Annotated in this window: 24 protein-coding genes, 1 pseudogene and 1 riboswitch; of the genes and pseudogenes, 11 read left to right on the top strand and 14 right to left on the bottom strand. The window is 72.2% G+C overall.

The window, feature by feature from the left end:
• Positions 1 to 69 precede the first annotated feature (69 nt).
• Entirely contained in the window at positions 70 to 1,080 is a 1,011-nt protein-coding gene (locus ACRAS8_RS30480) for a DMT family transporter (RefSeq protein WP_438489194.1), read from the top strand.
• Between the two features lie 253 nt (positions 1,081 to 1,333).
• On the opposite strand, the gene ACRAS8_RS30475 is transcribed toward ACRAS8_RS30480, so the two are convergent.
• Positions 1,334 to 2,671: an aminotransferase class I/II-fold pyridoxal phosphate-dependent enzyme gene (locus ACRAS8_RS30475; protein ID WP_438489193.1), complete on the bottom strand. Its 1,338-nt coding sequence runs from the start codon at positions 2,669 to 2,671 to the stop codon at positions 1,334 to 1,336.
• Between the two features lie 23 nt (positions 2,672 to 2,694).
• On the opposite strand from ACRAS8_RS30475, the gene ACRAS8_RS30470 reads away from it, so the two are divergent.
• The 3 genes and pseudogenes from ACRAS8_RS30470 (at position 2,695) to ACRAS8_RS30460 (ending at position 4,850) form a co-directional block, all read left to right on the top strand.
• Positions 2,695 to 3,375 (top strand): pyridoxamine 5'-phosphate oxidase family protein, encoded by a 681-nt coding sequence (locus ACRAS8_RS30470; protein WP_438489192.1) that lies wholly within the window; start codon positions 2,695 to 2,697, stop codon positions 3,373 to 3,375.
• A 9-nt stretch (positions 3,376 to 3,384) separates the two neighbouring features.
• The gene (locus ACRAS8_RS30465) at positions 3,385 to 4,062 is read left to right on the top strand and encodes an FMN-binding negative transcriptional regulator (RefSeq protein WP_438489191.1); all 678 of its coding nucleotides are present in this window, start codon (positions 3,385 to 3,387) and stop codon (positions 4,060 to 4,062) included.
• 174 nt (positions 4,063 to 4,236) lie between these two features.
• Positions 4,237 to 4,850: pseudogene (locus ACRAS8_RS30460) on the top strand (helix-turn-helix domain-containing protein).
• A 47-nt stretch (positions 4,851 to 4,897) separates the two neighbouring features.
• Here the strand turns inward: ACRAS8_RS30460 and ACRAS8_RS30455 are convergent.
• Positions 4,898 to 5,536, bottom strand: a complete 639-nt coding sequence (locus ACRAS8_RS30455; protein ID WP_438489190.1) for a TetR/AcrR family transcriptional regulator — start codon at positions 5,534 to 5,536, stop codon at positions 4,898 to 4,900.
• A gap of 240 nt (positions 5,537 to 5,776) precedes the next feature.
• On the opposite strand from ACRAS8_RS30455, the gene ACRAS8_RS30450 reads away from it, so the two are divergent.
• Complete coding sequence (locus ACRAS8_RS30450) at positions 5,777 to 6,511, top strand: YqeB family protein (RefSeq protein WP_438489189.1); 735 nt, start codon at positions 5,777 to 5,779, stop codon at positions 6,509 to 6,511.
• A gap of 64 nt (positions 6,512 to 6,575) precedes the next feature.
• Here the strand turns inward: ACRAS8_RS30450 and ACRAS8_RS30445 are convergent, their stop codons facing one another.
• The 3 genes from ACRAS8_RS30445 to ACRAS8_RS30435 all read right to left on the bottom strand — a co-directional run bounded on the left by ACRAS8_RS30445 (position 6,576) and on the right by ACRAS8_RS30435 (position 9,517).
• Complete coding sequence (locus ACRAS8_RS30445; RefSeq protein WP_438489188.1) at positions 6,576 to 7,541, bottom strand: DMT family transporter; 966 nt, start codon at positions 7,539 to 7,541, stop codon at positions 6,576 to 6,578.
• 207 nt (positions 7,542 to 7,748) lie between these two features.
• Positions 7,749 to 8,885: an EamA family transporter gene (locus tag ACRAS8_RS30440; protein WP_438489187.1), complete on the bottom strand. Its 1,137-nt coding sequence runs from the start codon at positions 8,883 to 8,885 to the stop codon at positions 7,749 to 7,751.
• 98 nt (positions 8,886 to 8,983) lie between these two features.
• A complete protein-coding gene (locus tag ACRAS8_RS30435) occupies positions 8,984 to 9,517 on the bottom strand; it encodes a Clp protease N-terminal domain-containing protein (RefSeq protein WP_438489186.1) in 534 nt (177 codons plus the stop codon).
• Between the two features lie 324 nt (positions 9,518 to 9,841).
• Here ACRAS8_RS30435 and ACRAS8_RS30430 point away from each other — a divergent pair, with 324 nt between their 5' ends.
• Positions 9,842 to 10,270: a type II toxin-antitoxin system Rv0910 family toxin gene (locus tag ACRAS8_RS30430; protein WP_438489185.1), complete on the top strand. Its 429-nt coding sequence runs from the start codon at positions 9,842 to 9,844 to the stop codon at positions 10,268 to 10,270.
• Between the two features lie 52 nt (positions 10,271 to 10,322).
• Here the strand turns inward: ACRAS8_RS30430 and ACRAS8_RS30425 are convergent, their stop codons facing one another.
• The gene (locus tag ACRAS8_RS30425) at positions 10,323 to 10,958 is read right to left on the bottom strand and encodes a PadR family transcriptional regulator (protein ID WP_438490641.1); all 636 of its coding nucleotides are present in this window, start codon (positions 10,956 to 10,958) and stop codon (positions 10,323 to 10,325) included.
• A 307-nt stretch (positions 10,959 to 11,265) separates the two neighbouring features.
• Here ACRAS8_RS30425 and ACRAS8_RS30420 point away from each other — a divergent pair, with 307 nt between their 5' ends.
• On the top strand, positions 11,266 to 12,087 hold the full coding sequence (locus ACRAS8_RS30420) for a PhzF family phenazine biosynthesis protein (protein WP_438489184.1): 822 nt from the start codon (positions 11,266 to 11,268) through the stop codon (positions 12,085 to 12,087).
• 69 nt (positions 12,088 to 12,156) lie between these two features.
• On the opposite strand, the gene ACRAS8_RS30415 is transcribed toward ACRAS8_RS30420, so the two are convergent.
• Positions 12,157 to 12,999, bottom strand: a complete 843-nt coding sequence (locus ACRAS8_RS30415) for a CPBP family intramembrane glutamic endopeptidase (protein WP_438489183.1) — start codon at positions 12,997 to 12,999, stop codon at positions 12,157 to 12,159.
• Between the two features lie 185 nt (positions 13,000 to 13,184).
• Between ACRAS8_RS30415 and ACRAS8_RS30410 the strand changes: the two genes are divergently transcribed.
• Complete coding sequence (locus tag ACRAS8_RS30410) at positions 13,185 to 13,535, top strand: hypothetical protein (protein WP_438489182.1); 351 nt, start codon at positions 13,185 to 13,187, stop codon at positions 13,533 to 13,535.
• Positions 13,536 to 13,666: 131 nt separating this feature from the next.
• Here the strand turns inward: ACRAS8_RS30410 and ACRAS8_RS30405 are convergent, their stop codons facing one another.
• Positions 13,667 to 14,071: a hypothetical protein gene (locus ACRAS8_RS30405; protein WP_438489181.1), complete on the bottom strand. Its 405-nt coding sequence runs from the start codon at positions 14,069 to 14,071 to the stop codon at positions 13,667 to 13,669.
• A 142-nt stretch (positions 14,072 to 14,213) separates the two neighbouring features.
• Positions 14,214 to 15,770: a glutamate--cysteine ligase gene (locus tag ACRAS8_RS30400; RefSeq protein ID WP_438489180.1), complete on the bottom strand. Its 1,557-nt coding sequence runs from the start codon at positions 15,768 to 15,770 to the stop codon at positions 14,214 to 14,216.
• Positions 15,771 to 16,321: 551 nt separating this feature from the next.
• On the opposite strand from ACRAS8_RS30400, the gene ACRAS8_RS30395 reads away from it, so the two are divergent.
• Positions 16,322 to 16,906 carry a hypothetical protein gene (locus tag ACRAS8_RS30395; RefSeq protein WP_438489179.1) on the top strand — a complete coding sequence of 195 codons (585 nt, stop codon included), beginning with the start codon at positions 16,322 to 16,324 and terminating at the stop codon, positions 16,904 to 16,906.
• Between the two features lie 344 nt (positions 16,907 to 17,250).
• On the top strand, positions 17,251 to 17,457 hold the full coding sequence (locus ACRAS8_RS30390; RefSeq protein WP_438489178.1) for a DUF5999 family protein: 207 nt from the start codon (positions 17,251 to 17,253) through the stop codon (positions 17,455 to 17,457).
• Positions 17,458 to 17,548: 91 nt separating this feature from the next.
• Here ACRAS8_RS30390 and gcvP read toward each other — a convergent pair whose 3' ends face one another.
• Entirely contained in the window at positions 17,549 to 20,434 is a 2,886-nt protein-coding gene (gcvP, locus tag ACRAS8_RS30385; protein ID WP_438489177.1) for an aminomethyl-transferring glycine dehydrogenase, read from the bottom strand.
• Between the two features lie 188 nt (positions 20,435 to 20,622).
• A riboswitch (glycine riboswitch) is annotated at positions 20,623 to 20,720 on the bottom strand.
• Between the two features lie 102 nt (positions 20,721 to 20,822).
• Here gcvP and ACRAS8_RS30380 point away from each other — a divergent pair.
• Entirely contained in the window at positions 20,823 to 21,218 is a 396-nt protein-coding gene (locus ACRAS8_RS30380) for a PRC-barrel domain-containing protein (RefSeq protein ID WP_438490640.1), read from the top strand.
• On the opposite strand, the gene ACRAS8_RS30375 is transcribed toward ACRAS8_RS30380, so the two are convergent.
• The 4 genes from ACRAS8_RS30375 to ftsR all read right to left on the bottom strand — a co-directional run bounded on the left by ACRAS8_RS30375 (position 21,128) and on the right by ftsR (position 24,696).
• A complete protein-coding gene (locus ACRAS8_RS30375; RefSeq protein ID WP_438489176.1) occupies positions 21,128 to 22,564 on the bottom strand; it encodes a DNA polymerase IV in 1,437 nt (478 codons plus the stop codon). The two genes, ACRAS8_RS30380 and ACRAS8_RS30375, sit on opposite strands and share 91 nt — an antisense overlap.
• Before the next feature lie 67 nt (positions 22,565 to 22,631).
• The gene (locus ACRAS8_RS30370) at positions 22,632 to 23,237 is read right to left on the bottom strand and encodes a MerR family transcriptional regulator (RefSeq protein ID WP_438489175.1); all 606 of its coding nucleotides are present in this window, start codon (positions 23,235 to 23,237) and stop codon (positions 22,632 to 22,634) included.
• 185 nt (positions 23,238 to 23,422) lie between these two features.
• Positions 23,423 to 23,893 carry a bifunctional nuclease family protein gene (locus ACRAS8_RS30365; RefSeq protein ID WP_016571419.1) on the bottom strand — a complete coding sequence of 157 codons (471 nt, stop codon included), beginning with the start codon at positions 23,891 to 23,893 and terminating at the stop codon, positions 23,423 to 23,425.
• A 53-nt stretch (positions 23,894 to 23,946) separates the two neighbouring features.
• Positions 23,947 to 24,696, bottom strand: coding sequence for a transcriptional regulator FtsR (ftsR, locus tag ACRAS8_RS30360; protein WP_438489174.1), 750 nt, complete (start codon positions 24,694 to 24,696; stop codon positions 23,947 to 23,949).
• Between the last annotated feature and the right edge of the window lie 13 nt (positions 24,697 to 24,709).

Below are 24,709 nucleotides of genomic sequence, written 5' to 3'. Positions count from 1 at the left end.
GATGCTAAGCGATACCTCCCATTAATTTTCGCTTGTGCTACGAATTCCCATCCGGGCATCGTAGTCGCCATGAGCACGACCAACGCACCCGCCACACCCGACGCACCCGCCTCCGCCATCGACACCCCGGCACCCGCCCCCGCAACGAAGCCCGCCGGGATCACGGCCAACTCCCGCCCCGCCCAGGGCGCGCCGACACCACGCCGCGCCCTCGCCTGGCAGATCCGCTTCGCCTTCCTCAGCCTGGTGTGGGGCTTCAGCTTCCTCTTCATGAAGGTGGGCACCGAGGGCTTCGCGCCCCTGCAGGTCACGCTGGGCCGGGTGGCGTTCGGCGCGCTGGTGTTGCTGGCATTCCTCGCGATCAAGCGCCAACGACTCCCGCGCTCGGCCCGGACCTGGGGCCACCTCGCGGTCGCCGCGTTCCTCCTCAACGCGCTGCCGTTCTCGCTCTTCGCCTACTCCGAGCTGACGATCCCCTCCACCCTGGCCAGCATCTGCAACGCCACCTCGCCGCTGTGGGGCATGGTGCTGTCGGTCGTGGCGCTGTCGGAGGACCGCCCGACCCGGCGTCGGGTCGCGGGGCTCGGCATCGGATTCCTGGGTGTGCTCACCGTCCTCGGCGCCTGGCAGGGATTCTCCGGCACCGACCTGACGGGCACGGCCATGGCCCTGGGCGCCTCGCTCAGCTACCCCATCGGTTGGATCTACGTCCGCCGCACCCTCGCGCGGGACCAGCACTCACACCTCGCCAAGTCCAGCGCACAGCTCCTGCTCGCCACCCTCCAACTGGCCGTGGTCACCGCACTGTTCACCCCGATGCCGGCCTCGTTCCCACTCGTCCCGTTGCTCGCCGTCTTCGCCCTCGGCGCCCTGGGCACCGGCATCGCCTTCCTCCTCCAGTACGGCCTGGTCGCGGAGGTCGGCCCCACCACGGCCCAGATGGTCACCTACTTCGTCCCTGTCATCGCCACCACAGCCGGCGTGGCCCTCCTCAACGAGCGCCTCACCTGGAACACCCCCGTGGGCGCCCTGATCATCCTGGCCGGCGCCGCCCTCACCCAAAGCAAACCCCGCACCTGATAGCCGCCACCCCCACCCCGAACGCGCCCCCAAAGCGTCCCGAACGCAACCCAAGCCCAACGCACACCACGGACGAACGCCAGGGCACCCCGACAGGGCACCCCGACTTCGCTCGGCCCCCGATCCCCTCGGGGGCCGAACCGCCCGGCATCCCCACCAAGCCGCCCCTCTCCGTTCCCCCTCCCCCTGGGGGCCTCCCCCCACCCCCACCCAACCCCCGTCCAGCCCCTACTACGTCACCCCTCACCCGCCCTCACTCATACCTCCCCACCTCGCCCGCCCCCGCCCCCAGCGCCTCCGCTACCGCCTCGGCCAGGGGGGCGATGTCGTCCGAGGTGAGGCCGGAGACGGTGATCCGGATGCCTTGGGGGGACTGCATACGGAAGCGGGCGCCGGGGGCGACCGCCCAGCCGGAGTGCAGGATGCGGGCCACCGCGCCCGTCTCGTCCGGGACCGGTACCCAGACGTTCATCCCGCTGCGCCCCCGCGCCGGGACTCCGCGCTCACGCAGGGCGCGTATCAGTGCGTCCCGTCGTTCGCCGTATGCGCCGGCGATCTCCTTGGGGTCGATCGCGTGGGTGCGCCAGAGGTGCACGACCGCATGCTGGACGAGATGGCTGACCCAGCCGGGGCCGAGGCGCTGGCGTCCGCGGACCCGGTCGATGGTGATCGCGTCACCGGTGAGTGCCGCGAGACGCAGATCGGGCCCATATGCCTTGGCCGTCGAGCGGACCAGCACCCAGTGGTCGGTGACGCCGGAGAGCGGGTGCAGCGGGAGGTCGACGATGCCGTGGCCGTGGTCGTCCTCGATGAGCAGCACTCCGCGGTGTTTGCCCAGGAGGGTGCGGAGTTCGGCGGCGCGGGGGCCGCTGAGGGCGGCGCCCGTGGGGTTCTGCGCCCGGTCGGTGACGACGACCGCGCGGGCTCCGCCGTTGAGCGCGGCCGCCATCCGCTCGGGGACCGGGCCGTCGTCGTCCACGCCGACGGGTACGGGGCGCAGTCCGAGGGCGGGGATGAGGTCGAGCAGACTGCCCCAGCCCGGGTCCTCGACCGCCACCGCGTCTCCGGGGCGCAGGTGTGCCGCGAGGACGCGCTCGATGGCGTCGAGCGATCCGCTGGTGACGGCGATGGGGCTCTCGGGCACTCCGTCTCGGGTGAAGTCCGCCCGGGCGAGTGCTTCGAGGTCGTCGTCGACGGCGGGCATGCCGTAGAGGACGGGGCGCCGCCGGTTGCGCGCGGCGGCTTCGGCCAGGGCTTCCTCCAGCGAGGGGAGCAGCGCGGGGTCGGGATTGCCGTCCGCGACGTTACGAACGCCGGGCGGCGCCACCGCCCGCAGGGCTTCCCGGGGCGTACTGGCGGGTCTCGGACGGACGCGACTGCCGCGCCGGCCCGCCGTTTCGATCACTCCACGGTCGCGGAGGGTGCGGTACGCGGCCGCGACCGTATTGGGATTCACCTCCAGATAGACGGCCAACTCTCTTAGCGGGGGCAGGACTTCGCCTGGTTGGAGCTCGCCGGCACCGATGGCTCGCTCGACGCTTGCGGCAATCTCCGATGCGCGCCGCCCTTCGATCCGATACTCTCCTAGCACAAAGTTGATTATGCACTAGTGCAATGGAGTTCGCAATGCCCGAGGGAAAGTCTTTTGCCGCGACGGATCGCACGCTCCCCACCCGCGCTCGGGAACGGGCCCGGTACGACGAGGCGACGGTGCACGCGATCCTCGACGAGGGCTACGTCTGTCACCTCGGCTTCGTGCGCGACGGCGCCCCGGTCGTCCTGCCGACGCTCTACGGCCGGGTCGATGACTGCCTCTACGTCCACGGTTCGACCGGTTCGCGCCCGCTGCGGATGGCCGGCGAACAGAGCGCGGACCCGGGCCTTCCGGTCTGCGTCACGGTGACCCATGTCGACGGCCTCGTCCTCGCCAGGTCCGCGTTCCACCACTCCATCAACTACCGCAGCGTCGTGGTCCACGGCACCGCCCACCAGGTCACCGACGAGGACGAGAAGAAGGCCGCCCTGGACGCCCTCGTCGACCATGTGCTGCCCGGCCGCGCGGCGGACTCCCGGCCCGCCAACGCCAAGGAACTGGCCGCCACCGCCGTGCTCCGCCTCGACCTGCGCGAGGTCTCCGCGAAGATCCGCACCGGCGGCCCCAACGACGAGCCGGAGGACCTGACCCTCCCCCACTGGACGGGTGTTCTCCCCGTCTCTCCCACGTACGGCACTCCGATACCGGCCGACGACCTCGCACCCGGCATCCCGGCCCCGGCCTACCTCTCCGCCCTCTGAGGAGCGCCGATGCTCATCCATCCCTGGGACGCCCCCACCGACGACGCCGAATGGCAGGCGTGGCTCGCCACCCATGACTTCGGGCAGCTGGCCGCCAACGGCTCCGCCGGCGAACCGCCGTGGGTGCAGCCGCTCCACTTCGCCTACGATCCCGCCCGCCGCGAGGCCCTCGCCCACCTCGCCCGCCCCAACCCCATCTGGCCCGCCCTGCTCGACCGCCCGACGGTCCTGCTGAGCGTGGTCGACGACTACACCTTCATCCCCGGCCCCTGGCAGGCCGAGGTGGACCAGCTCCCCGAGCACGGCGTCCCCACCAGCTTCTACGCCGCGGTCCAGCTCGTCTGCACCGCGCATGTGGTGGACGACCCCGACGCCAAGGCCGAGTTGCTGCAACGCCAGGTCACGCACTTCCAGCCGGACGGTGGTTCGGCCCCGGTCGTCGCCGGCGAGGCCCCGTACGGACGGCAGCTGCCGGGGATCCGCGGGTTGCGCCTCGAAGTGCACGAGGTGCGCGCCAAGTTCAAGTACGGCGGCAAGCGGAGCGAGACCGTCCAGCACCAGATATCGGAACGCCTCGCCGAGCGGGACGGCCCCGGCGATGCCGCCGCACGCCGCCACCAGCAGCGCCGCCTCGCGGCCGCCCGCGGCCCGGCCCCGTCCACGAGCCGGCCGACCGAACGGAAGTAGGCGGCAGGCGGGCGGGGAGCCGCGACCGGGAGCCCAGTGGCCCACCGGACGACCGGAACCCGGACGACCGGACTCCGGAAGACCGGCCGTCCGGCACCCGGCCCCCGGCCCAACAACCACCGTTGCCGATCCCACAGCAATCCGTATTGCCGATTCCGGGAACCGCGCGGTGCAATGGGCGGCGTGGAACCCTCATCTGCCATCTCCCGGGCCCTCGCCGAGGTCGGTCCGCGTCTGAAGCGGTTGCGGACGGAGCACGGGGTCACGTTGTCCGCGCTCGCCGAGGCGACCGAGATCTCCAAGAGCACCCTGTCGCGGTTGGAGTCCGGTCAGCGCAGGCCGAGTCTGGAACTGCTGCTCCCGTTGCGCAGGCGCATCAGGTCCCGCTGGACGAGCTGGTCGGGGCGCCGGAGGTCGGTGATCCGCGGGTCCGGTTGAAGCCGCAGGTCCTGCACGGTTCCACGGCGCTGCCGCTGACCCGTCACCCGGGTCCGTTGCAGACGTTCAAGATGGTCATTCCGGCCACGCGGAGCACGCCGGACCCGTGCACCCACGAGGGGTACGAGTGGCTGTATGTGCTGGCGGGGCGGTTGCGGCTGGTGCTGGCCGACCATGATCTGGTCATGGGGGCGGGCGAGGCCGCGGAGTTCGACACGCGGTTGCCGCACTGGTTCGGGAGCACCGGCGACGGGCCGGTGGAGATCCTCAGTCTCTTCGGGCGCCAGGGCGAGCGCATCCATCTGCGGGCCAAGCCCCGGTCCCGTGCCGTCGGCGCCGAGGAGCACTGAGCGCGCGTCGGCACGTGCCGGTCAGGCCCGGGACGTGAGCATGCCCGTCACGTCCCGGGGGCGGCGTCGTCGAGCGGTGGTGCCTGAAGGAAGCGCTGGAGGATGAGGCGCAGCAGGGGGAGTTGCTCCGCGGGCTTGAACGACGGGTCGCCGGCCGCGCCGGTGTACAGGGAGGCGACGAGGGCCAGGACCCAGGAAGCGGTGGCGTGCGGGTCCAGCGTGGAGTCGATCTGGCCCGCGGCGGCCGCCTTGGTGAGCAGGGCGGCGACGGCCGCGTGTTCCCGGGCGTTGTCCCGGCCGAGGAGGGCGTCGAGTTCGGGGTCGCGGTGCGCCTGGACGACGGCCTCCATGACCAGCTGCGGGGCCATCGGATCCATGGCGTCGGCGGTGAGCAGGTCCACGACCTCCAGCAGCGCTCCCCAGGGGTCCTCGCTCGTCTGTGCCCGGGCGAGCCGCTCGGCCTTGCTCTCGCCCGCTGCCCCTTCCTCGTCGTCCTCGAAGAGCGCATGGAAGATCGCGCGCTTGTTGGGGAAGTAGTGGAAGAGGTTGCCGGAGCTCATGCCGGCGGCCTTGCAGATCTCGGCCGTCGTGGTGCGCTCGAAGCCTTTGGTGGCGAAGAGTTGGGCTGCGGTGTGCACGATGTGCCGGCGTCGGGCCCGGTGCTTCGCCGGGTCGATCTTCCTCATGCCGCTGCCGCTTCCCTGCCTGTGGCCCGGTGTCCGCTCGCTTCGCGGGGCCGCTGCCGTGCTGCCCTCGGGGCCGGTACCGATCGGCCTCCACAGCCAATAATAGACCGCGTACTCGGTTTATCATTGCGGTCAACTCACGCGGATCGCGGTCAACTCACGCAGATCACAGTCGAGTCACACGGATCACGGTCGACTCGAAGGGTCCGCACCACACGCACACACAGGGGGATCCGTCACATGGACACCGAGAAACCACAGTCCGCTCCGGGCCCCGCCGGGCCGGAGCCGGGCCGGGCGACCGGCGCCACCGTCCTGGCCGACTCGCCGGCGCTGGTGGTCGCCGTGTGCGCGGTGTTCGCCGCGCTCGGCGCCGGCCTCGGCTGGCTGGTGGGCCTGCTCGCGAAGTGGCTGGTGACGCTGGATCACGCGCCCTGGCAGGGCCCGGCCCGGCTGCTCACCTCGATTCCGGAACCCTGGCTGACGGTCGGCCTGCTGACCGTGGGCGGCGCGCTGGGGCTGGCGATGGCGCTCTACGGGCAGTACGAGGAGCTGGCCGTCCGCGTCGCCGACGACGAGGTGGTCCTCACCCGGCGGGCCAAGCCCCGGGCGTTCCCGCGCGAGCAGGTCGACGTGGCGTTCCGGGACGGCAAGCAGCTGGTCCTCCTCGGCCCGGACACCGCCGAACTCGCGCGGGAGGGCTGCACCTTGAGCGCCCGGCGCCTCGCCGAGGCGTTCCGCGCGCACGGCTACCACTGGGCGGACCGCGATCCGCACGAGGACGCGTTCCGGCGCTGGGTCCCGGAGACCCCGGGCCTGCCGGTCGGCGCCAACGCCCTGTTCACCGCGCGCGAACGGGCCCTGGGCAAGTCCGGAACGGCCGAGGAGGCCCGGGAGTTGCGGGACGAGCTGGCCCGGCTGGGGGTCGTCGTCCGGGACCGGGACAAGCGGCAGTTCTGGCGGCTGGTCCCGTAGGACCGACGCTCCCCGGGAGTCCGTCCCGTAGGAACGCCGTCCCGTGGGACCAGCCGCCGGGCGCCTACCCGGCTCGGCCGCGGTCGATGGTGCGGGCCTCCGCCACCGCCAGCGCCGCGACGGCCGTGAGCAGCACCGCCGTACCGGCCGCGGTCGACACGCTGAGCCGTTCACCGAGGAACAGCACCGCGATGGCCGCCGCCGACACCGGTTCGATCAGGGAGATCACGGAGGCGGTCGCGGCCCGTACGACGGCCAGTCCGGCGAAGTACAGGCCGTAGGCGAGCGCGGTCGGGACGGCGGCGATGTACCCGAGCAGCAGCAGGCTGCGGCCCAGGTCGTGCAGGTGCGGCCAGAGGCCCTCGGCCGCGGCGAACGGCAGCAGGCACAGCGCACCGACCGCGAACGCGCCGAGGGTCGAGGCGTACGGGTCGCGGCCGCCGCCCCGGCCGAAGCGGCGGGTGGTCAGGGTCATCACGGCGCACGCCGCGGCGGAGAGCAGGGCGTAGCCGACGCCGTCGGGGCGGACGGTGGCGGTGCCCTCGCCGCCGAGGACGAGGACGAGCAGTCCGGTCAGTGCCCCGGCGACGGCCAGGATGCCGCCGGCGCCGAGCCGTTCGCCCATGGTGAGACGGGCTCCGATGGCGATGAGGACGGGGCCGGCGCCCATGGTGACGACGGTGCCGACGGCCAGGCCGGTGGTTTCGACGGCGGCGAAGTAGGCGGCTTGGAAGACGGCGAGCGCGAGGCCGGTGACCGCGGCCCGCGCGGCGCGACGGGACGACGGCTCGGCGGGAACGGCGGTGGTGTCGGCCGCGTCGGTGGTGCCCCGGCGGCGCGCCGCCCGTGCGCCGAGCAGGAGCAGCAGGCCGCCGAAGGTGCGCCAGAAGGTGAGGGCGAGGGGGCCGAGTCCGCTGCCTTGGTAGAGGAGGGCGGCGGCCGCTCCGGCGGTGCCCCAGGCGGTCGCGGCGAGGGAGACGTAGACGAGTCCCCGGCCCACGGGCAGGGCGGAGTGAGGTGTGCTGTGCATGGGAGGTGTACTCCGGGAAATCCAGGACGGCGTGGGGCGCCGTCACTTGGTCGCGTGGTCCCGTGTGCGGGCAGCGTCGACCGGCTCGGGACTCCGCCCGGGCCGGGATTTCCTCGGAGGCCGCCGCCCGCCTTACGCGGCGGGAGGGGGAAGCACAGTCGAATGCATGATCGTCAGCCTATGCCGTGGGGGGCGCCGGCCGCCACATCATTGTCGAGGGGCGCCGTGGGGCCGTCGTTCCGTGGTGCGTTCGGCGTCCCGAGGGGCGTCCATGGCGGGTGCTCCCCCGGTGGCCACGGTGACGGTGCCGGGCTCTGCCGGCCGGCTCTGCGGTTTGGCCGTCTGGGCGATGAAGGCGCCGGTCAGGACCACCGCGCCGCCGGCGATCTGGGGTGCGGAGAGGTGTTCGCCGAGCAGCACCCAGGCGAGCACGGTGGCGATCACCGCCTCCAGGCAGGCGACGACGCCGGCGACCTGCGGGGAGAGGCGCCGGATCGACACCACGCCGGTGAGGTAGGCGGCCACGGTGGCGACCAGCACGATCCAGGCGAGGAGCAGCACGGCGGGGAGGCGGATGCCGTTCATGTCCGCGGTGCGGGCCAGGACGGACCAGTGCATGGTCCAGGGGCGGGCGACGAGGGTGAGGACGACCGTGCCGATCAGCAGGCCGTAGGCGATCACGCCCACGGGGTCCGGGGCCGTGTCGCCCTCCCCGTCGCCGCCGCCGTGGTCGGAGAGGACGAAGTACCCGACCTGGCAGCAGGCTGCGCCCAGCGCGAGGGCGAGGCCCAGGGCGTCGAAACTGAGGCCGGACCAGACCTCTACGACGCAGGCCAGTCCGCCGACGGCCAGAACGACGCCGACGGCGGCGGCCCGGGTCACGGGGCGCTTCTGGACGAAGCGCACCCATCCCAGGAGGAGGGCCGGGGCGAGGTACTCGATGAGCAGCGCCACGCCGACGGGGATACGGGAGAGCGCGGCGAAGTAGCACGCCTGCACACCCGCGACGGCCAACAGCCCGAAACCGGCGAGCAGTACGGGCCGGCGGCGGGGCAGGTCGCGGTGGCGCCAGGCGACGGGGAGCAGCACCAGCGCGGCGCCGGTGACGCGCAGCCAGGTGACGTGCAGCGGTTCGAGGCCGGCGGCTATCAGGGGTTTGGCGGCGACTCCCGAGCCGCCGAAGGCGAGCGCGGAGAGCAGGGCGATGCCGAGCCCCGCGCCGCGTCCGGCGCGAGGGGCGGAGCGCGGGTCGCGGGCGGCCGAATGCCGGGTCGCGCCGGACCCGGTTGTCCCCTGGGCCGGGCCGGTCGTGCGACCTGCCGGGCTCCCCGATGAGGCGTGCATCGGGTCATCATGGCAGCCGTGGTCAGCAGCGTCATCCCCCGAAACCCCTGTCTCAACAGGCGATACGGGGCCGGGGGGCGCGGTGCGCGGCGTCCCGGTCAGTCCGGTACGGGGCGCTGGTCGCCGTCGAGGCGGGCGGCGAGCCGGGCGGTGTCGACGGAGGCGCGGCGCAGGACTTCCACGGCCCGGGATTCGGGATCGTCGACGAGTGCGGCGAGGAGGTCGAGGCAGTCGGCACGGGTGGCGTAGCGAGCGTGGGCGCGATCGAGGGCGCCGTCCATGGCGGCGGCCGCGGCGGGCGACCAGCCGGGGGCGCCGCCCTCGGCGACCATGGGGACGGCGCCGGAGTCCTCGACGGTGCCGTGCCATTGGAGGCCGTAGCCGATGCTGCGCTGGACGAGGTAGCCGAGGAGCCGAGCGACCTGGTGGCCGCCGTCGAAGACCTCACGGACCGCGGGGTCCCATTCCAGGAGTCCGTGGAGCAGGTGGGCGGTGTCGACCTGCCGGTCACCGTCGCGGGTGGCTCGTCTGCGGGCAGCGGAAACCACCGAAGCGAGCTCCACGGAGAGCTGACTGTCGGGGTCTTCCTGGGCGGAGCGGTCCCCGCCGCTGTACGCAGTACGGTGTTGCACAGCCCAACCCCACCAGTTCTGAAAGGCGGAAGCATCCCCGGCGGGAAGCATTTGCGCATCCCACCCTGGTTGGGGAAGCCCGCACACGGTCTCATCCTTGCGGAGGATATGCGCAGAGACCATGGAGGACGGGCATCCCGTCGCAAACAGGTGCAATTCCGTTTCACCACCCCATATATCAATGCCACGCACACCTCCCCCCTCACCCGGAACCGACTCCCTGACGCCCCATCAGCAAAGCTCCGCCGTCACCCTTGCACCTTCGCTTCCGCGCCGCTACGTTCCGCGCACCAGCCAGGACACCGTCACCGAAGGGGTGCTCGCATGGCCGATGTCACCGCCCGGACCCGGATCGAGGCACCGGTCGAGAAGGTCTGGGCCCGGCTCACCGACTTCGACTCCTACGGGCAGTGGAACGCCACCCACACCGGCTTCCCGCACGGCGGCCCCCAGCCCCTCCAGGTGGGCGCGGCCTACGAGGAGAACATGAAGCTGATGGGCTTCCCGGCGGAGGTGACCTGGACCGTGCAGGAGCTGAAGCCGGGGCGGCTGCTCGCCGTCAAGGGCAAGGGCCCGATGGGCGTCAGCCTCGGCATGCGCTATGAGCTGACGCCCGACGGCGAGGCGACCGCGGTCCGGATCGACGGAACCTTCACCGGCGCCGCGGTCTCCCTGATGGCGGCCAAGCTCAAGGACTCGGCGAGCGCCGCGCTGGACGAGTCCCTGCGCAGGCTCGCCGGCCTGGTGGCCTGAGCCGCCGGCCGGGGCGGCCGCCACTGTCGCACCACCACCCCGGCCCGCCGCGTCAGTCCTCCTCGGCGAGGATCAGATACAGCTCCTTACGGGCCTTGTTGACCACCGCCATGGCCTTCTCCCGCTGCTCGGGACTGCCGGTGGCCCACACCTGACGGAACGCCTCGACCAGGCCGCCGCCCGCCTTCCGTATCTCGTTCATGGCCTCCCAGTCGACGCCGCGGCCGGCGTCCTCCCAAGGGGCGTCGGAGCCGCTGTCGGCCTCCTCGCGCCCGGCGTCGGTCAGCGAGAACAGCTTCTTGCCGCCTTCGCTGGCGCTGGTGATCAGCCCCTCGTCCTCCAGCAGTTGGAGGGTGGGATAGACCGAGCCAGGACTGGGCTTCCACGCCCCGCCGCTGCGCTCGGCGATCTCCTGGATCATCTCGTAACCGTGCATCGGGCGGTCCTTGAGCAGCGCCAGTATCGAGGCCCGCACATCGCCGCGCCGGGCCCGGCCGCGCGGTCCGCCGCGCCCCCGGCCACCACCGAAGGGCGGACCCCCGAAGGGCGGGCCGAAGCCACCGAAGGCGGCCCGGCGCCGCTCGAATCCGCCGCCGAACTCCCCGCGGCCGCCGTGGCCGCCGTGGCGCCCGGGACCGAACTGCTCACGTCCACGCTCGGGCCCGTACTCGAATCCGTGGGAACGCATGGCGTCCTCCTTCTCGTCATCGGTGCTCACGCACACACTGCTATCGCTCGCCATCGTTGACCGATCGCGATGCCTCAACGATATATCGAGAACACTCGGCGAGCAAGGGCCTTCTCGCGACTTCTTCGCTTTCTCCGCCGGCCCGTCCGGATCACAGCCCGCCTCAACCGGCATACGCCTCACCGCACTTGGCGGGGCAGCACGGCGGCGTACGAACCCATGCCCCGTCGAGCCGCGCCTTTGCAGGTCCAATTCCCCAGGATTGGCCTTGGCGAGTGGCCTGGTGGCCCGCCTACGCTCCCGGGCCATGGAGATCCGCATCGTCGACGCCTTCACCGAGCGCCCGTTCGCCGGCAACCCCGCCGGGGTCGTACTGCTGGACTCCGACGCGTTCCCCGAGGACGCCTGGCTCCAGCACGTCGCCACCGAGGTCAATCTCTCCGAAACCGCCTTCGCACACCCGCTCCCGCCGGGCGGCGACGCCGACTGGGCGCTGCGCTGGCTCACCCCGGCTGCCGAGGTGAACATGTGCGGGCACGCCACCCTGGCCACCGCGCACGTGCTGCACACCACGGGGACGGCCACCGGCGCGGTCCGCTTCCGCACCCGCAGCGGCGTGCTGATCACCACCGCCGACGAGGGCGGCTCGATCACCATGGACTTCCCCACCGCCCCGCTGACCCCCGTGGACGTGCCGGAGACCGTCGCCCGGGCGCTCGGCGCCGGGATCCGCTCCTGTCACGACACCGGGCCGAACGTCGGCGACCTGCTGATCGAGCTGGCCGACGAGAAGTCCGTACGGGACCTGTCGCCCGACATCGCCCTGCTGGCCGGGTACCGCTCGCGGGGCGTGATCGCCACCGCACCGGCCGAAGACCCCGACGGCGTCTACGACTTCGTCTCCCGCGGCTTCTTCCCCAACGTGGGCATCGACGAGGACCCGGTCACCGGGAGCGCGCACACCGCCCTCGCCCCCTTCTGGTCGGCGCGTCTGGGCCGCGACACCCTGGTCGGCCTCCAGGGAGGCGTGCGGACCGGCCTCGTGCGGACCGCTGTGCGCGGCGACCGCACGCTGCTGACCGGCTCGGCGGTGACCGTCATCGACGGCGAGCTGCTCGCCACCCCCTGACGGCGCCCGGACGCGGTGCGGGGCGGGGGCCACCAGGCCACCCGCCCCGCACCGTCGTCACCGCGCCGCTCACATCGTCGGCAGCCAGGACACCCGCCCCGCGAGCAGTGCGTACCCCAGGAACGCCACGATGTCGATCAGTGCGTGCGCGGCGACCAGGGGCCCCACCCGGCCCCAGCGCCGGTACACCAGGACGAAGACCACGCCCATCACCATGTTGCCGAAGAAGCCGCCGACGCCCTGGTAAAGGTGGTACGAGCCGCGCAGCACCGAACTGGCCGCCACCGCGGCCCACGGCGCCCACCCCAGTTGCCCCAGCCTGCGCAGCAGATACCCGACGACGATGACCTCCTCCAGGACGGCGTTCTGCACCGCGGAGGCGACCAGCACCGGGATCTTCCACCACACGTCGGGCAGCGCCTCGGGCACCACCGTCAGATTGAAGCCGGCCGCCCGCGCGCCCAGGTAGAGCAGCAGTCCGCTGCCCCCGATGGCGGCCGCCAGCCCGGTGCCCAGCCCCAGGTCGAAGCCGGGCCGCCGCCGGTCGAAGCCGATCGCGCGCAGCCCGCCGGCGCGTTCCCGCAGCAGCAGATGGGCCACCAGCACGACCGGCACCAGCGCGGTCGCGATCCCGAACAGCTGCCAGGCGAGATCCAGCCACGGCCGGCCGGGGGCGTGCGAGGCGTTGAGCGTCGCCGCCTGGTGCGCAAGACCGCCGGGCTTCGTCAGCGACCCGATGAAGCTGATCAGCGCGGAGACCGCGCTGGCCCCCAGGGACAGCGCCAGGACGATCAGCGTCTCGTTCCGCAGCACGCCGCGGGCGGGCTCACCGGCCGCCCCGGCGAGCCGCCCCGACCCGTTCCCCGCGCCCGGAACGTCCGCGTTCCCCAAGGGACTTGTTTCCGACTGCAAAAGGTTCCTCCACTTCCGCACTACCGCCTCTGCACCGCCGCCCCGCCAGGGTCTCGAAAGCAGGTACGAAGATCACTCGCGACAGGCCGGGAACGGGCGCCCTCCTCGTGGGGTGTTCCCGTCCGCATCGATCCCGAGGGAGGTCCGGGGTTCCGAACCTCCGAGATCAGGAGGGGCGCTACCGCATGGGACGTCACAGCTTGCCCGACGACTCCGCACCACCGGCCACGGGGTCCCCCACCCGCGCCCGCCGCCGGGCGCTCGTTCTGGCCACCGCCGTCGTCGTGATGGTCGCCGCCGGCTCGGTCGTGGCACTGCGCGGCGCACTCCCCTTCGGCACGCCGTGCGACGGCGACTCCGTGCGGCTGAAAGTGGTCGCCTCGCCCGATATGGCGCCGACGCTGAACGCGGTGGCGGACCGCGCCAGAGAGGACGAGGTCCGCACCGACGGCAAGTGCCTGGACGTCACGGTCAACGCACAGCCCTCCTCCGAGGTCGCCGGCTCGCGCGCGCAACGATCGGCCGGCCCTTCTTGACCTCCGTGAGCACCCTCGCCTCCTCGCCGGTCGCGCTGGGCGCGGTCCACAGTGCCGCCAAGGCCTCCGGCCGGCCAGGAAGGACGTACTCCTGGACCGCGCTGACCCGGGCCGCGACCTCCGGCAGCGCCTTATACCTGGGCATCGCCGACCCGGCCCGCAGCGCCACCGGGCTGCCGGCCCTGGCCCGTATCGACACCGCCGACCATAAGGAGCCCGGCACCGGCGAAGAGGCCGCCGCCCCGTACACCCTGGTCGACCAGGACTCCCTGACCGCCGACGAGAGCCGCGCCGCCAACCGCTTCATAACGCTGCTGGACGACGCCCCCGGGCACCCCCGCCGATCCGCCGCCGGCCAAGGAGCTCCGGGCGCTGCTGGGCATGTGGACCGTCACGGTGCGGAGCGCCCGGATCACCACCGCCGTGGACGCCTCGCCGTCGATGGCCCTGCCGGTCCCCGGGCGGGGAGGCCGCTGGCGGCTGGACCCCGCCAGGAACTCCTGTCCCCGGTGCCGCGCGGTGCCCCCGGCCTCCACGACACCACCCTGGCCGCCTACCAGCCCAGATCCACGAGGCGATCCTCAAGGCCATCACGGCAGCGGGCCGGCACGGTCCCCGGTAGACCGGCGCCGGGTCAGCCAGTGAACGGGAGCCGTCGCGGGCGCCGCACTGCGCCGGTCACGACACGGTGCCCCCGGCCGCGCTGCGCCGCTGCGCCGGGACGACGACCGCGCCGGGCGCCCACGGCACCGGCCAGGTGTGGACCGGCTCCCCGGTGTGCATCAGCTCGCCGTAGCGCCGGGTCATCGCGGCCAGCGCGGCGTCCCGGGACAGCCCCTGGCGCAGCGCGTGGTGGAACGCCCCGGCCTGCCAGGAGGCCCCGTTGACCCGGCGTGCGCAGCGCGCCTCGATGATGCCCAGGTAGTGGTCGCGGTCGGCCGGTTCGACGCCCCAGGCGTCCAGTCCGGCGGCCGCCAGCGGCAGCAGTTCCTGGCGGACGAGGCGGACCGCGGGCAGCTCGGTGAGGCCGCCGGCGCGGCCGGGCCGGGGCCAGCGGAGGGTGGCGTCGATGCCGTGGCGGCAGGCGGTGTCGAAGTTGGCGGCCGCGGCGCTGAACGGGAGCCGGGTCCACACGGGGCGGGGTTGTTCGGCCAGGGCGCGGACCAGACCGTAGTAGAAGGCGGTGTTGGCGATGACGTCGGCGATGGTGGGGCCGGCCGGCAGGACACGGTTCTCGACGCGGAGGTGGGGGACGCCGTCGGCGACCGCGTAGACGGGGCGGTTCCAGCGGTAGATCGTGCCGTTGTGGAGCACCATTTCGGCGAGGTCGGGCGCGCCGCCCTCGTCGAGGACGCGCAGCGGGTCCTGCGGCCCGCACAGCGGCAGCAGCGGCGGGAAGAAGCGCAGGTTCTCCTCGAAGAGGTCGTAGGCGGAGTCCACCCAGCGCTCGCCGAACCAGGTGCGCGGGCGCACCCCCTGGGTCTGGAGTTCCGGCGCGCGGGTGTCGGTGGCCTGCTGGAAGACCGGCGGCCGCGACTCGCGCCACAGTTCCCGGCCGAAGAAGAAGGGAGCGTTGGCGCCGACGGCTATCTGGACGGCGGCGATCGCCTGGGCCGCGTTCCAGACAGCGGCGAACCGGCCGGGCGTCACCTGGAGGTGCAGTTGGACGGAGGTGCAGGCAGCCTCGGGGGCGATCGAGGGCGAGCGGGTGACCAGGTGCTCGACGCCCTGGATGTCGATGGCGAAGTCCTCGCCGCGGGCGGCCCGCATCTGCTCGTTGAGGAGGACGTAGCGGTCGTTGGCGGAGAGGCTGGCGACGGTGAGGTCGTCGGCGTGCAGGGTGGGCAGGATGCCGATCATGACGATGCGGGCGGCGACTTCCCGGGCTTTTCGCTCCGCATAGCCGAGTCCGGTGCGCAGTTCCTCGGCGAGCTGGTCGAGAACGCGTCCGGACAATCGGTGCGGGGTGATGTTGACCTCAAGATTGCACTGGGCGAGTTCGGTCTGGAAATCGCCGCTGGCGATCCGTTCGAGGACCTCGGAGTTCAGCATGCGGGGGAGGCCGTCGGCACCCGCGAGATTGAGCTCGATCTCCAGACCCATGAGATTCTTGGGGCGGTCGAACCGCTTCTCCGCCAGCAGTCGGTGCAATCCCTCCAGACAGTCGTACAGCTTTCTTCGATAACGCTCCCGGTCCGCCAGGTCGTGCCCGGCCGCGGCGACCTTCTCCCCCATCGGCGGGTCCCTCCTCGGGTGAACTGCTCGCGGGCACGGGCTGGTAGGCGCCGCCCCGGCGTACGGGCTACGGTCGATGATGCCCCGGCAGTCTGATCGATAACGCGTCAGGGGCAGGACGGTACCGTTACTCTGGGAGAGGAGCGCGCGGGGCATTTTCCGCAGGCATATCCAGTCGGCCGGGGTCGTCCGCTTTCCGCTCGTAAAAAACACCGACGGGTTCCGGCCGACCGTTTCACGGATATATGGCGAGGTGACGCCTGCCAATTCCCGCACAAAGCGGCGAAAATCACCCCGGACGGTGGACCGGATTCCGCCTTGCCGGAAATCCGCAAGGCGGGTAGCCGAAACACTTCCAGAACATATGTCGTATAAACTTCGCTGACGAGGCAGAGATTTGGCGCCCCGCATGGCGGTGTTCCGCCGGTGCCCCGGCACTGCGTCCGACCCACCGGTCCGCAGCCCGGCCAGCCAGGCTCTGACCCGCCCGCAGACAGCGCCGTCCGTACTGCCACGCTCCACCGTGTCTCCTGAGTGAGAGGCGACCCGCCATGCCGCTGCATGTTCCTCCCGCCCCCGCGCCCGCCCTGCGCAGCGTTCTCAGCGCTCTCGGCTCCCCCACCGCGGTCCGCGAGGCCCCGGCCTCCGCGCTCCGCACCCATCAGGGGCCGCTGAGCCCCGACCACCCGCTGCCCGTGCACGTGTGGGACGACGTCAGCCAGGCCGGTCCGCCGCGCACCCGCCTCCTCGGCTGGCGGTTCCTGATCCGCGGCGGCGAGCGCGCCGTGGCCGCCGCCGAGGCCCGGCCCACCGCCGACGGCTGGGCGTTCTCGCACTTCTGCGACGGCCCCTACGTCGCCGCGACGGAACGGGCCCTGCAGCAGGCCGAGTCGCTCGCCGCGCCCTACCAGCCCCGCCTGCTGTCCGTCCCGGAGCTGTACATGCTGACCCTGTGGCTGCACCACGACCTCACCGCGGACGGCGCCGACGGGATGCCGGCCGACGGTGACCTCCTGGTGCCGCTGGCGCCCGCCCCGCCCGGGATCGCCCCCTACCTCCCGCAGCGGCTCACCGACCTGCTGCCCCGCCTCGCCCGGCGCCTGGGCCCGCCGCCACTGCTCCGTGAGCCGGCCTGACCGCCCTCACCAGCGCCGACGCCGCTCCAGCCGGCCCGGACAGGAGGACGCCGGCCACCATGCGACCGCCCCGCAACCGTGCGCCCCATGGCCTCCCCGGCCGCGGGGCGCACGGCGCCGTCCGCCCCGTGCGCCGGTAGTGCGTCAACCCCCGGGGTCACACGCCGACTTGGGGGCAACCGCCCGCACGGGTGACACGTCCGTATCGAGTGTGCACCGCTGCTGCGAAATCCCTGCGGATTCCCGTCCGTAGGGCAAGACTGGGACCGACATGAAACGGGGGAACGGCCATGACCACTTCGTCGAGCCGTGCGTTCACCACTCCGCAGCGAAAGACAACTTCCATGTGCCTGCATGAACCACCCTGCCCGTCAGCCGACTCCACCGACCGGGAGGCCGCACACCTGGTGGCGCACCACCCGGAACAGGGCTGGAGCCTGCTGTGCAACGGCGTCCTGCTCTTCGAGGACACCGGTGAGCTGCTGCCGGACGGGCAGGTCATCGCCCCGCACCGGCCGCTCGGCACACCACGGGTGACCGCCGCCGCGTGATCCAGCGATCGCCCGGCACGTACACCAGGGCCCCCGGCGCATCGGCCGAGGGCCCTTGATGTTGCCACCGGTCACCGACGGCAGGCGGTGATCAGGCGTCGTACTCGTCCAGCGGCGGGCAGGAGCAGACGAGGTTGCGGTCGCCGAAGGCACCGTCGATGCGGCGCACCGGCGGCCAGTACTTCTCCGCGGCGTGGACGCCGGCCGGGAAGACGGCCTCCTCGCGGGTGTACGGGTGGGTCCACTCGCCGCCGAGCGCGGCCGCGGTGTGCGGGGCGTTGCGCAGCGGGTTGTCGTCCTTGTCCCACTCCCCCGAGCCGACCTTGTCGATCTCGGCGCGGATGGCGATCATCGCGTCGCAGAAGCGGTCCAGCTCGGTGAGGTCCTCGCTCTCGGTCGGCTCGATCATCAGCGTGCCGGCCACGGGGAAGGACATCGTCGGCGCGTGGAAGCCGTAGTCGATGAGCCGCTTGGCGACGTCGTCGATGCTCACGCCGGTCGCCTTGGTCAGCGGCCGGACGTCGATGATGCACTCGTGGGCGACCAGCCCGCCGGGCCCGGTGTAGAGCACCGGGTAGTGCGGCTCCAGGCGCTTGGCGATGTAGTTGGCGCCGAGCACCGCGACCTGGGTGGCGCGCTTGAGGCCCTCGCCGCCCATCAGGCGGACGTACGTCCACGAGATCGGCAGGATGCCGGCGGAGCCCCAGGGGGCGGCGGAGACCGGCCCGACGCCGGTCTCCGGGCCCGCGGCGGGCTGCAGCGGGTGGTTGGGCAGGTAGGGCGCCAGGTGGGCGCGGACGGCGACCGGGCCGACGCCGGGGCCGCCGCCGCCGTGCGGGATGCAGAACGTCTTGTGCAGGTTCAGGTGCGAGACGTCGCCCCCGAACTTCCCGGGCTCGGCCAGGCCGACCAGGGCGTTGAGGTTGGCGCCGTCCACGTAGACCTGGCCGCCGGCGTCGTGCACCGCCGCGCAGATCTGGGTGATGTGCTCCTCGAACACGCCGTGGGTGGACGGGTAGGTGACCATCAGGACGGCCAGCTCGTCGCGGTGCTTCTCGATCTTGGCGTGCAGGTCGTCGGCGTCGACCTCGCCGTCCTCGCCGGTCTTGACGACGACGACCTTCATGCCGGCCATCACGGCGCTGGCGGCGTTGGTGCCGTGCGCCGACGACGGGATCAGGCAGACGGTGCGCTGCTCGTCCCCGTTGGCGCGGTGGTAGGCGCGGACGGCGAGCAGACCGGCCAGTTCGCCCTGGGAGCCGGCGTTGGGCTGGAGGGACACCTTGTCGTAGCCGGTGATCGCGGCGAGCCGCTCCTCCAGCTCCCCGATGAGCGTGAGGTAGCCCTGCGCCTGGTCGGCCGGGGCGAAGGGGTGCAGCTGGCCGAACTCGGGCCAGGTGACCGGCTCCATCTCGGTGGTGGCGTTCAGCTTCATCGTGCAGGAGCCGAGCGGGATCATGCCGCGGTCCAGCGCGTAGTCCTTGTCGGCGAGGGTGCGCAGGTAGCGCAGCATCGCGGTCTCGGAACGGTGCCGGTGGAAGACCGGGTGGGCAAGGTAGTCGTCGGCGCGCAGCAGCGGCTGCGGAAGGGTGTCGGCGACGGCCGCGTCCAGCGCCTCGATGTCGCCCTGGACTCCGAAGGCACCCCAGACGCCGGCCAGCTGGGCCCGTCCGGTGGTCTCGTCGCAGGCGATGCCGACGAGGTCGGCGTCGACCTGGCGGAGGTTGATGCCGGCCTCGCGGGCAGCGGCGACGACCTCGGCGGCCCGGCCCGGCACCCGGGCGGTGAGGGTGTCGAAGTAGGCGTCGTGGACGATCTCGACGCCGCCGGCCTTCAGGCCCCCGGCGAGGATCGCGGCGTAGCGGTGGGTGCGCCGGGCGATGGTGCGCAGCCCCTCGGGGCCGTGGTAGACGGCGTACATGCCGGCCATCACGGCGAGCAGCACCTGCGCGGTGCAGATGTTGCTGGTGGCCTTCTCGCGGCGGATGTGCTGTTCGCGGGTCTGCAGCGCGAGGCGGTACGCCTTGTTGCCGTCGGCGTCGACGGAGACACCGACCAGGCGGCCGGGCAGGCTGCGGGCGTACTGCTCGCGGACGGCCATGTAGCCGGCGTGCGGGCCGCCGAAGCCCATCGGGACGCCGAAGCGCTGGCTGGTGCCGACCGCGATGTCGGCGCCGAGCTCGCCGGGCGAGGTGAGCAGGGTCAGCGCCAGCAGGTCGGCGGCGATCGTGACGATCGCGCCCAGCTCGTGGGCCCGCTCGATGAGGGCCCGCGGGTCGCGCACGGCTCCGGAGGCGCCCGGGTACTGGAGCAGCACACCGAAGACGCCGCGCTCGGCGACCTCGTCCGGGATGCCGTCGGCGAGGTCGGCGACCACGACCTCCACACCGGTCGGTTCGGCGCGGGTCTCAAGGACGGCGATGGTCTGCGGCAGGCAGTCGGCGTCGACCAGGAAGACGCCCTGCTTGACCTTGCCGACCCGGCGGGAGAGCGCCATGGCCTCGGCGGCGGCGGTGCCCTCGTCCAGGAGGGAAGCGCCGGAGGTGGGCAGTCCGGTCAGGTCGGCGACGACGGTCTGGAAGTTCAGCAGCGCCTCCAGGCGGCCCTGCGAGATCTCCGGCTGGTAGGGCGTGTAGGCCGTGTACCAGGACGGGTTCTCCATGACGTTGCGCAGGATCACCGGCGGTGTGAAGGTGCCGTAGTAGCCGAGCCCGATCATGGACGACAGGACCTGGTTGCGGTCGGCGAGTGCGCGCAGCTCCGCCAGGACCTCGGCCTCGGTGCGGCCCTGCGGCAGGCCCAGCGCCTCGGCGCTCTTGATCACGTCGGGGACGGCGGTGGCGGTGAGCTCGTCCAGTGATCCGAAGCCGACCTGCGCGAGCATCTTGGCCTGGGCCTCGGCGTCGGGACCGATGTGCCGGTCCTCGAACGGGATGCCGCGCTCCAGCTCGGTCAGCGAGATGCGGTGGGTGGTCATCTGCGGGGGCCTCCTGGTCAGTGCGACCTACGAGGGGCACCACGGCGCTGGTGCCCGGACGGCCTCCCCCTCTGTCATCTCAACCTGAGAGCTTCACCGGCCCGCGACCGCGGTCCGGCTTTCACCGTCGGTGAGGAGGGGTCCCGGCATGGTGCCTGTCCGTGGCCCGCCCTGCTTTCCAGAGTGACCTCGTCCATGCGGTACGTGTGCCTGAGAGATTCCGGGGAGGATTTGCTCCTTCGGCGCCCTGGTCGCGAACGACAAAGGACTCTCCCGCATGGGGTCGACGGCCATTCGCCAGCCTACCAGCGCCCCGCCGAAACGATCCTTCGAGTGGCCGGGGCAGGAAATGTGCCGTTTCGTAGTTGTCACAAGGCAGTTGCGACCAATTGGAGGGACCGTGCAAGCCGATATCGATCCCCGGAGCCTCATCGGCCGCAAAGCGTTCGACCGGAACGGCGCGAAAATAGGGACCGTCGACGAGGTCTACCTCGACGACGCGACGGGCGAACCGGAGTGGGCGGCCGTCCGCACCGGCCTCTTCAGCAGGGATGCGTTCGTCCCCCTGGAGCCGAGCAAGATGGTCGGCGACAGCCTGCACATCCCCTATGACCGCAAGCTGATCAAGGATGCCCCGGATTTCGGCGTCGGCCGGCACCTCTCCCCCGAGCAGGAGCTCCAGCTCTACCACCACTACCGCCTGGATATCTCCGCACCGGCCGCGGAATCCGCCGCGCCGTCCGCCGACACGGACTTCGGGCGGATCGCCGGCGCGGACGACTGATCCGGCCCGCCCAGCAGCGACAGCGGCTCGCCCGGCCGCAGCGCCGGATCGTCGACGACGAAGGTCCGCACCCGCCCCGGTGCGGACCACGGCGTCTCGAACCGTACGGTCACCCGCCCCACGCCACTGCCCTGCACCCATCCGGCGCCGAACTCCTCGTGGACCACGTCCAGCCCCGGATACCAGCGCCGGGGCAGCTCGACGGCGGCCTCGGTCTCCCCCGCCTCCTCCTCCGGCTCCGCCACCCCACCCGCCTCCTCCGTCTCCCGCTCCGTGGCGATCTGGGCGAAGAGGTCCTCCTGTGTGAAGTCGGCCAGCCCGCTCACCCCCACGCCCAGGAGGCGGACCCCGCCCGTGGTGTCCACGGTCTCCAGCAGCCGCACGGCGGCCTCCCTGATGACGGCCGGATCGTCGGTGGGCCCGCGCAACGTCTCGGACCTGGTCAGCGTGGAGAAGTCGTAGTTGCGCACCTTGATCACCACCGTGCGCCCGGACCGCCCGGCCGCCCGCAGCCGCTGGACACAGCGGTCGGCCAGCCGCAGCACCTCGATCCGCACCCGCGTCCGGTCGGTGAGATCGACCTCGAAGGTGTCCTCCACCGACACCGACTTCGCGTCCCGCTCTGCCACCACCGGCCGCTCGTCCTGGCCCAGCGCCATCGCGTACAGTCCGGTGCCGTGCGCCCTGCCCAGCAGCCGCACCAGCTCTGCCTCGCCGGCTTCCGCGGTCTCCGCGACGGTGTGGATCCCGGCCCGGCGCAGCGCCTCGGCCGTCGCCGGCCCGACCCCGGGCAGCGTCCGCACCGGCATCGGTCCCAGCAGCTCCCGCTCGGTACCCGGCTCGATCACCACCAGACCGTCCGGTTTCGCCGCCTCGGACGCGATCTTGGCGAGCATCTTGGCGCCGGCCAGCCCCACCGACCCCGTCAGCCCGGTGACCGCCCTGATGTCCCGCCGCAGCTGCTCCCCCACGGCCCGCGCCGCGGCCGTCTCCGCCGGCACCCCGCCCGCCTCCAGATCGACGAAGGCCTCGTCCAGACTCAGTGGCTCCACGAGCGGTGAGAGCGCCCGCAGCAGCTCCATGACCGCATCACTCACTTGGCGGTACAGCGTGAACCGGGGACTGAGATAAGCGGCGTTGGGGCACAGCCGGCGCGCCTGCGCCGTCGGCATCGCCGAACGCACCCCGAAGACCCGCGCTTCGTACGACGCGGTGGCGACCACACCGCGCGGCCCGATCCCGCCGACGACCACGGGCTTTCCCCGCAGGCTCGGCTTGGCCGCCTGCTCGGCGGCCGCGTAGAACGCATCCATGTCCAGATGCAGGATCGTCGGCGCACGTCTCACACCACTGATGCTGCCGCACACCACTGACAATCGGCCCGATCCCGGGCCGGGAACCGCCCGACGACCGTCAGCCGGCCCGGTTGCGCCGCCGCGCCAGCTCGTCGTGCGGGTTCTTCCCGATCAGCGTCTCGCCGGTGTCCACCCGCTCCCCGTGGAGCTGTGACAGCGAGCCCTCCACGTCCCGCCACACCACGCCCACGGCGATGCCGAAGACCCCCTGGCCCCCCTGGAGCAGATCCACGACCTGGTCGGGCGAAGTGCACTCGTAGACGGTCGCGCCGTCGCTCATCAGCGTCATCCGGGTCAGATCGGCCAGGCCCCGCGCCCGCAGGTGCTGGACGGCGGTGCGGATGTTCTGCAGCGACACCCCGGTGTCCAGCAGCCGCTTGACGATCTTCAGGACGACGACGTCCCGGAAGCTGTAGAGCCGCTGGGTGCCGGACCCGTAGGCCGGCCGGATGCTGGGCTCCACGAGCCCGGTGCGTGCCCAGTAGTCCAGCTGTCGGTAGGTGATGCCCGCCGCCGCACAGGCGGTCGGTCCGCGGTAGCCGATGCTCTCCGGCTCGCGCTCCCCCGACATCGCAGCGGCCTGTACCGGGCTGCGGTTGGCCGCCGCGCCCCTGTGGAGCGGCAATGCCCCTTCCGCCGCCGTACCGTCGCCGGTGATTGCCACGCCGCCCTCCGTCCTCCACGTCCCGGACGGGACCTGCCATATCGACGGTATGCAGTCACCCGGGGTGCGTCAACGATCGCCGCGCTCGCCACGCCGAGTGATAATCACCCTACGAGTGGTTTCTCGTGACTTGTCGCGGGGAAGGGGTCACAGGTTGGCCGGAAACAGGTGGGTGGCCTGGCCGATCACTGGTTGGTGCCGAAGTCCTCCGGCGAGATCTGGTCGAGGAACTCGCGGAACTTCTCCACCTCGTCCTCCTGCTCGTCCGGAATGGCGATCCCCGCGTCGTCCAGCACACCGTCGGTACCGAAAATCGGGGTCCCGGTGCGCAGCGCCAGCGCTATCGCGTCGGACGGCCGGGCACTGACCTCGACGCCGCTGGCGAAGACCAGCTCGGCGTAGAAGACCCCTTCGCGCAGATCCGTGATCCTGACCTGCGTCAGCTCCTGCCCCACGGCCTCCAGCACGTCCTTGAAGAGGTCATGCGTCAGCGGCCTGGCGGGGACCATGCCCTGCTGGGCGAACGCGATGGCGGTGGCCTCGCCCGGCCCGATCCAAATGGGCAGGTAGCGGTCGCCTCCCACCTCCCGCAGCAGCACGATCGGTTGGCTGGAAGGCATCTCCACCCGGACACCCACGACGTCGAGCTCGTTCACACAGCAACCCTAGGCCGTGCTCGGTCGGTTTGGGTAGTCGGGCACTCGTTTGGTCACGGCACCCGGACCCGCAGGGCGCTCTGCAGCAGGGCGGCGTGCAGCCGCACCGACAGCGTGGCCAGCTCCCTGGCGGTGGCCTCGGCATGGGCCCGGGTCTGTGGGTTCCGGTGCCGCCGAAGGGGTGCAACGACCTGTTCGACCAGCCCCGCCTCGCGCTCCGCGGCCGCCTTCACGGCCCGCAGGTGCCGCGGCTCCAGTCCGAAACCGCCGAGGTCCGCCACGAGTTTGGCGACGGCCACCGCTTCGATGTCGTATCCCCCGTCCTCATGGGGGACGATGAGTCCGTACGACTCCCATTCGGCGAGCGCCGCCTCGTCGACCTCGGCGGCCGCCAGCAGCTCCGCCCGGCCGATCCGGGAGGCCGTCGGGCGCTCCCCGTCCACCTCGGACACGCCCTCGACGAAGTCCCCCGAGGGTGCCGCCGGAGCCGGCAACGAGACCTGCTCACCACGCTCCAGGGCGTCGAGGTGGTCCCTGATGACCTTCAGGGGGAGGTAGTGGTCCCGCTGCATCCGCAGCACGCTCGCCAGCCGTTCGACGTCCTCGGCGGTGAACTTGCGGTAGCCGGAAGGCGTGCGCTGCGGCTCGATCAGCCCCTCGGCCTCCAGGAACCGGATCTTGGAGACGGTGACCTCGGGGAACTCCTCGCGCAGCACCCCGAGCACCGTGCCGATGCTCATCGGTTTGCGGTCCGAGGAGGTGGTGCCGGACGAGCCGGCACCACCTGTCGGTGTATGGCGCATATGCCTTCCCTGG

It is taken from the genome of Streptomyces sp. S186 (assembly GCF_051603415.1).
GTDB lineage: Bacteria > Actinomycetota > Actinomycetes > Streptomycetales > Streptomycetaceae > Streptomyces.
The sequence above is the reverse complement of the archived record's forward strand: the minus strand, read 5'-3'. Positions and strand labels throughout refer to the sequence as shown.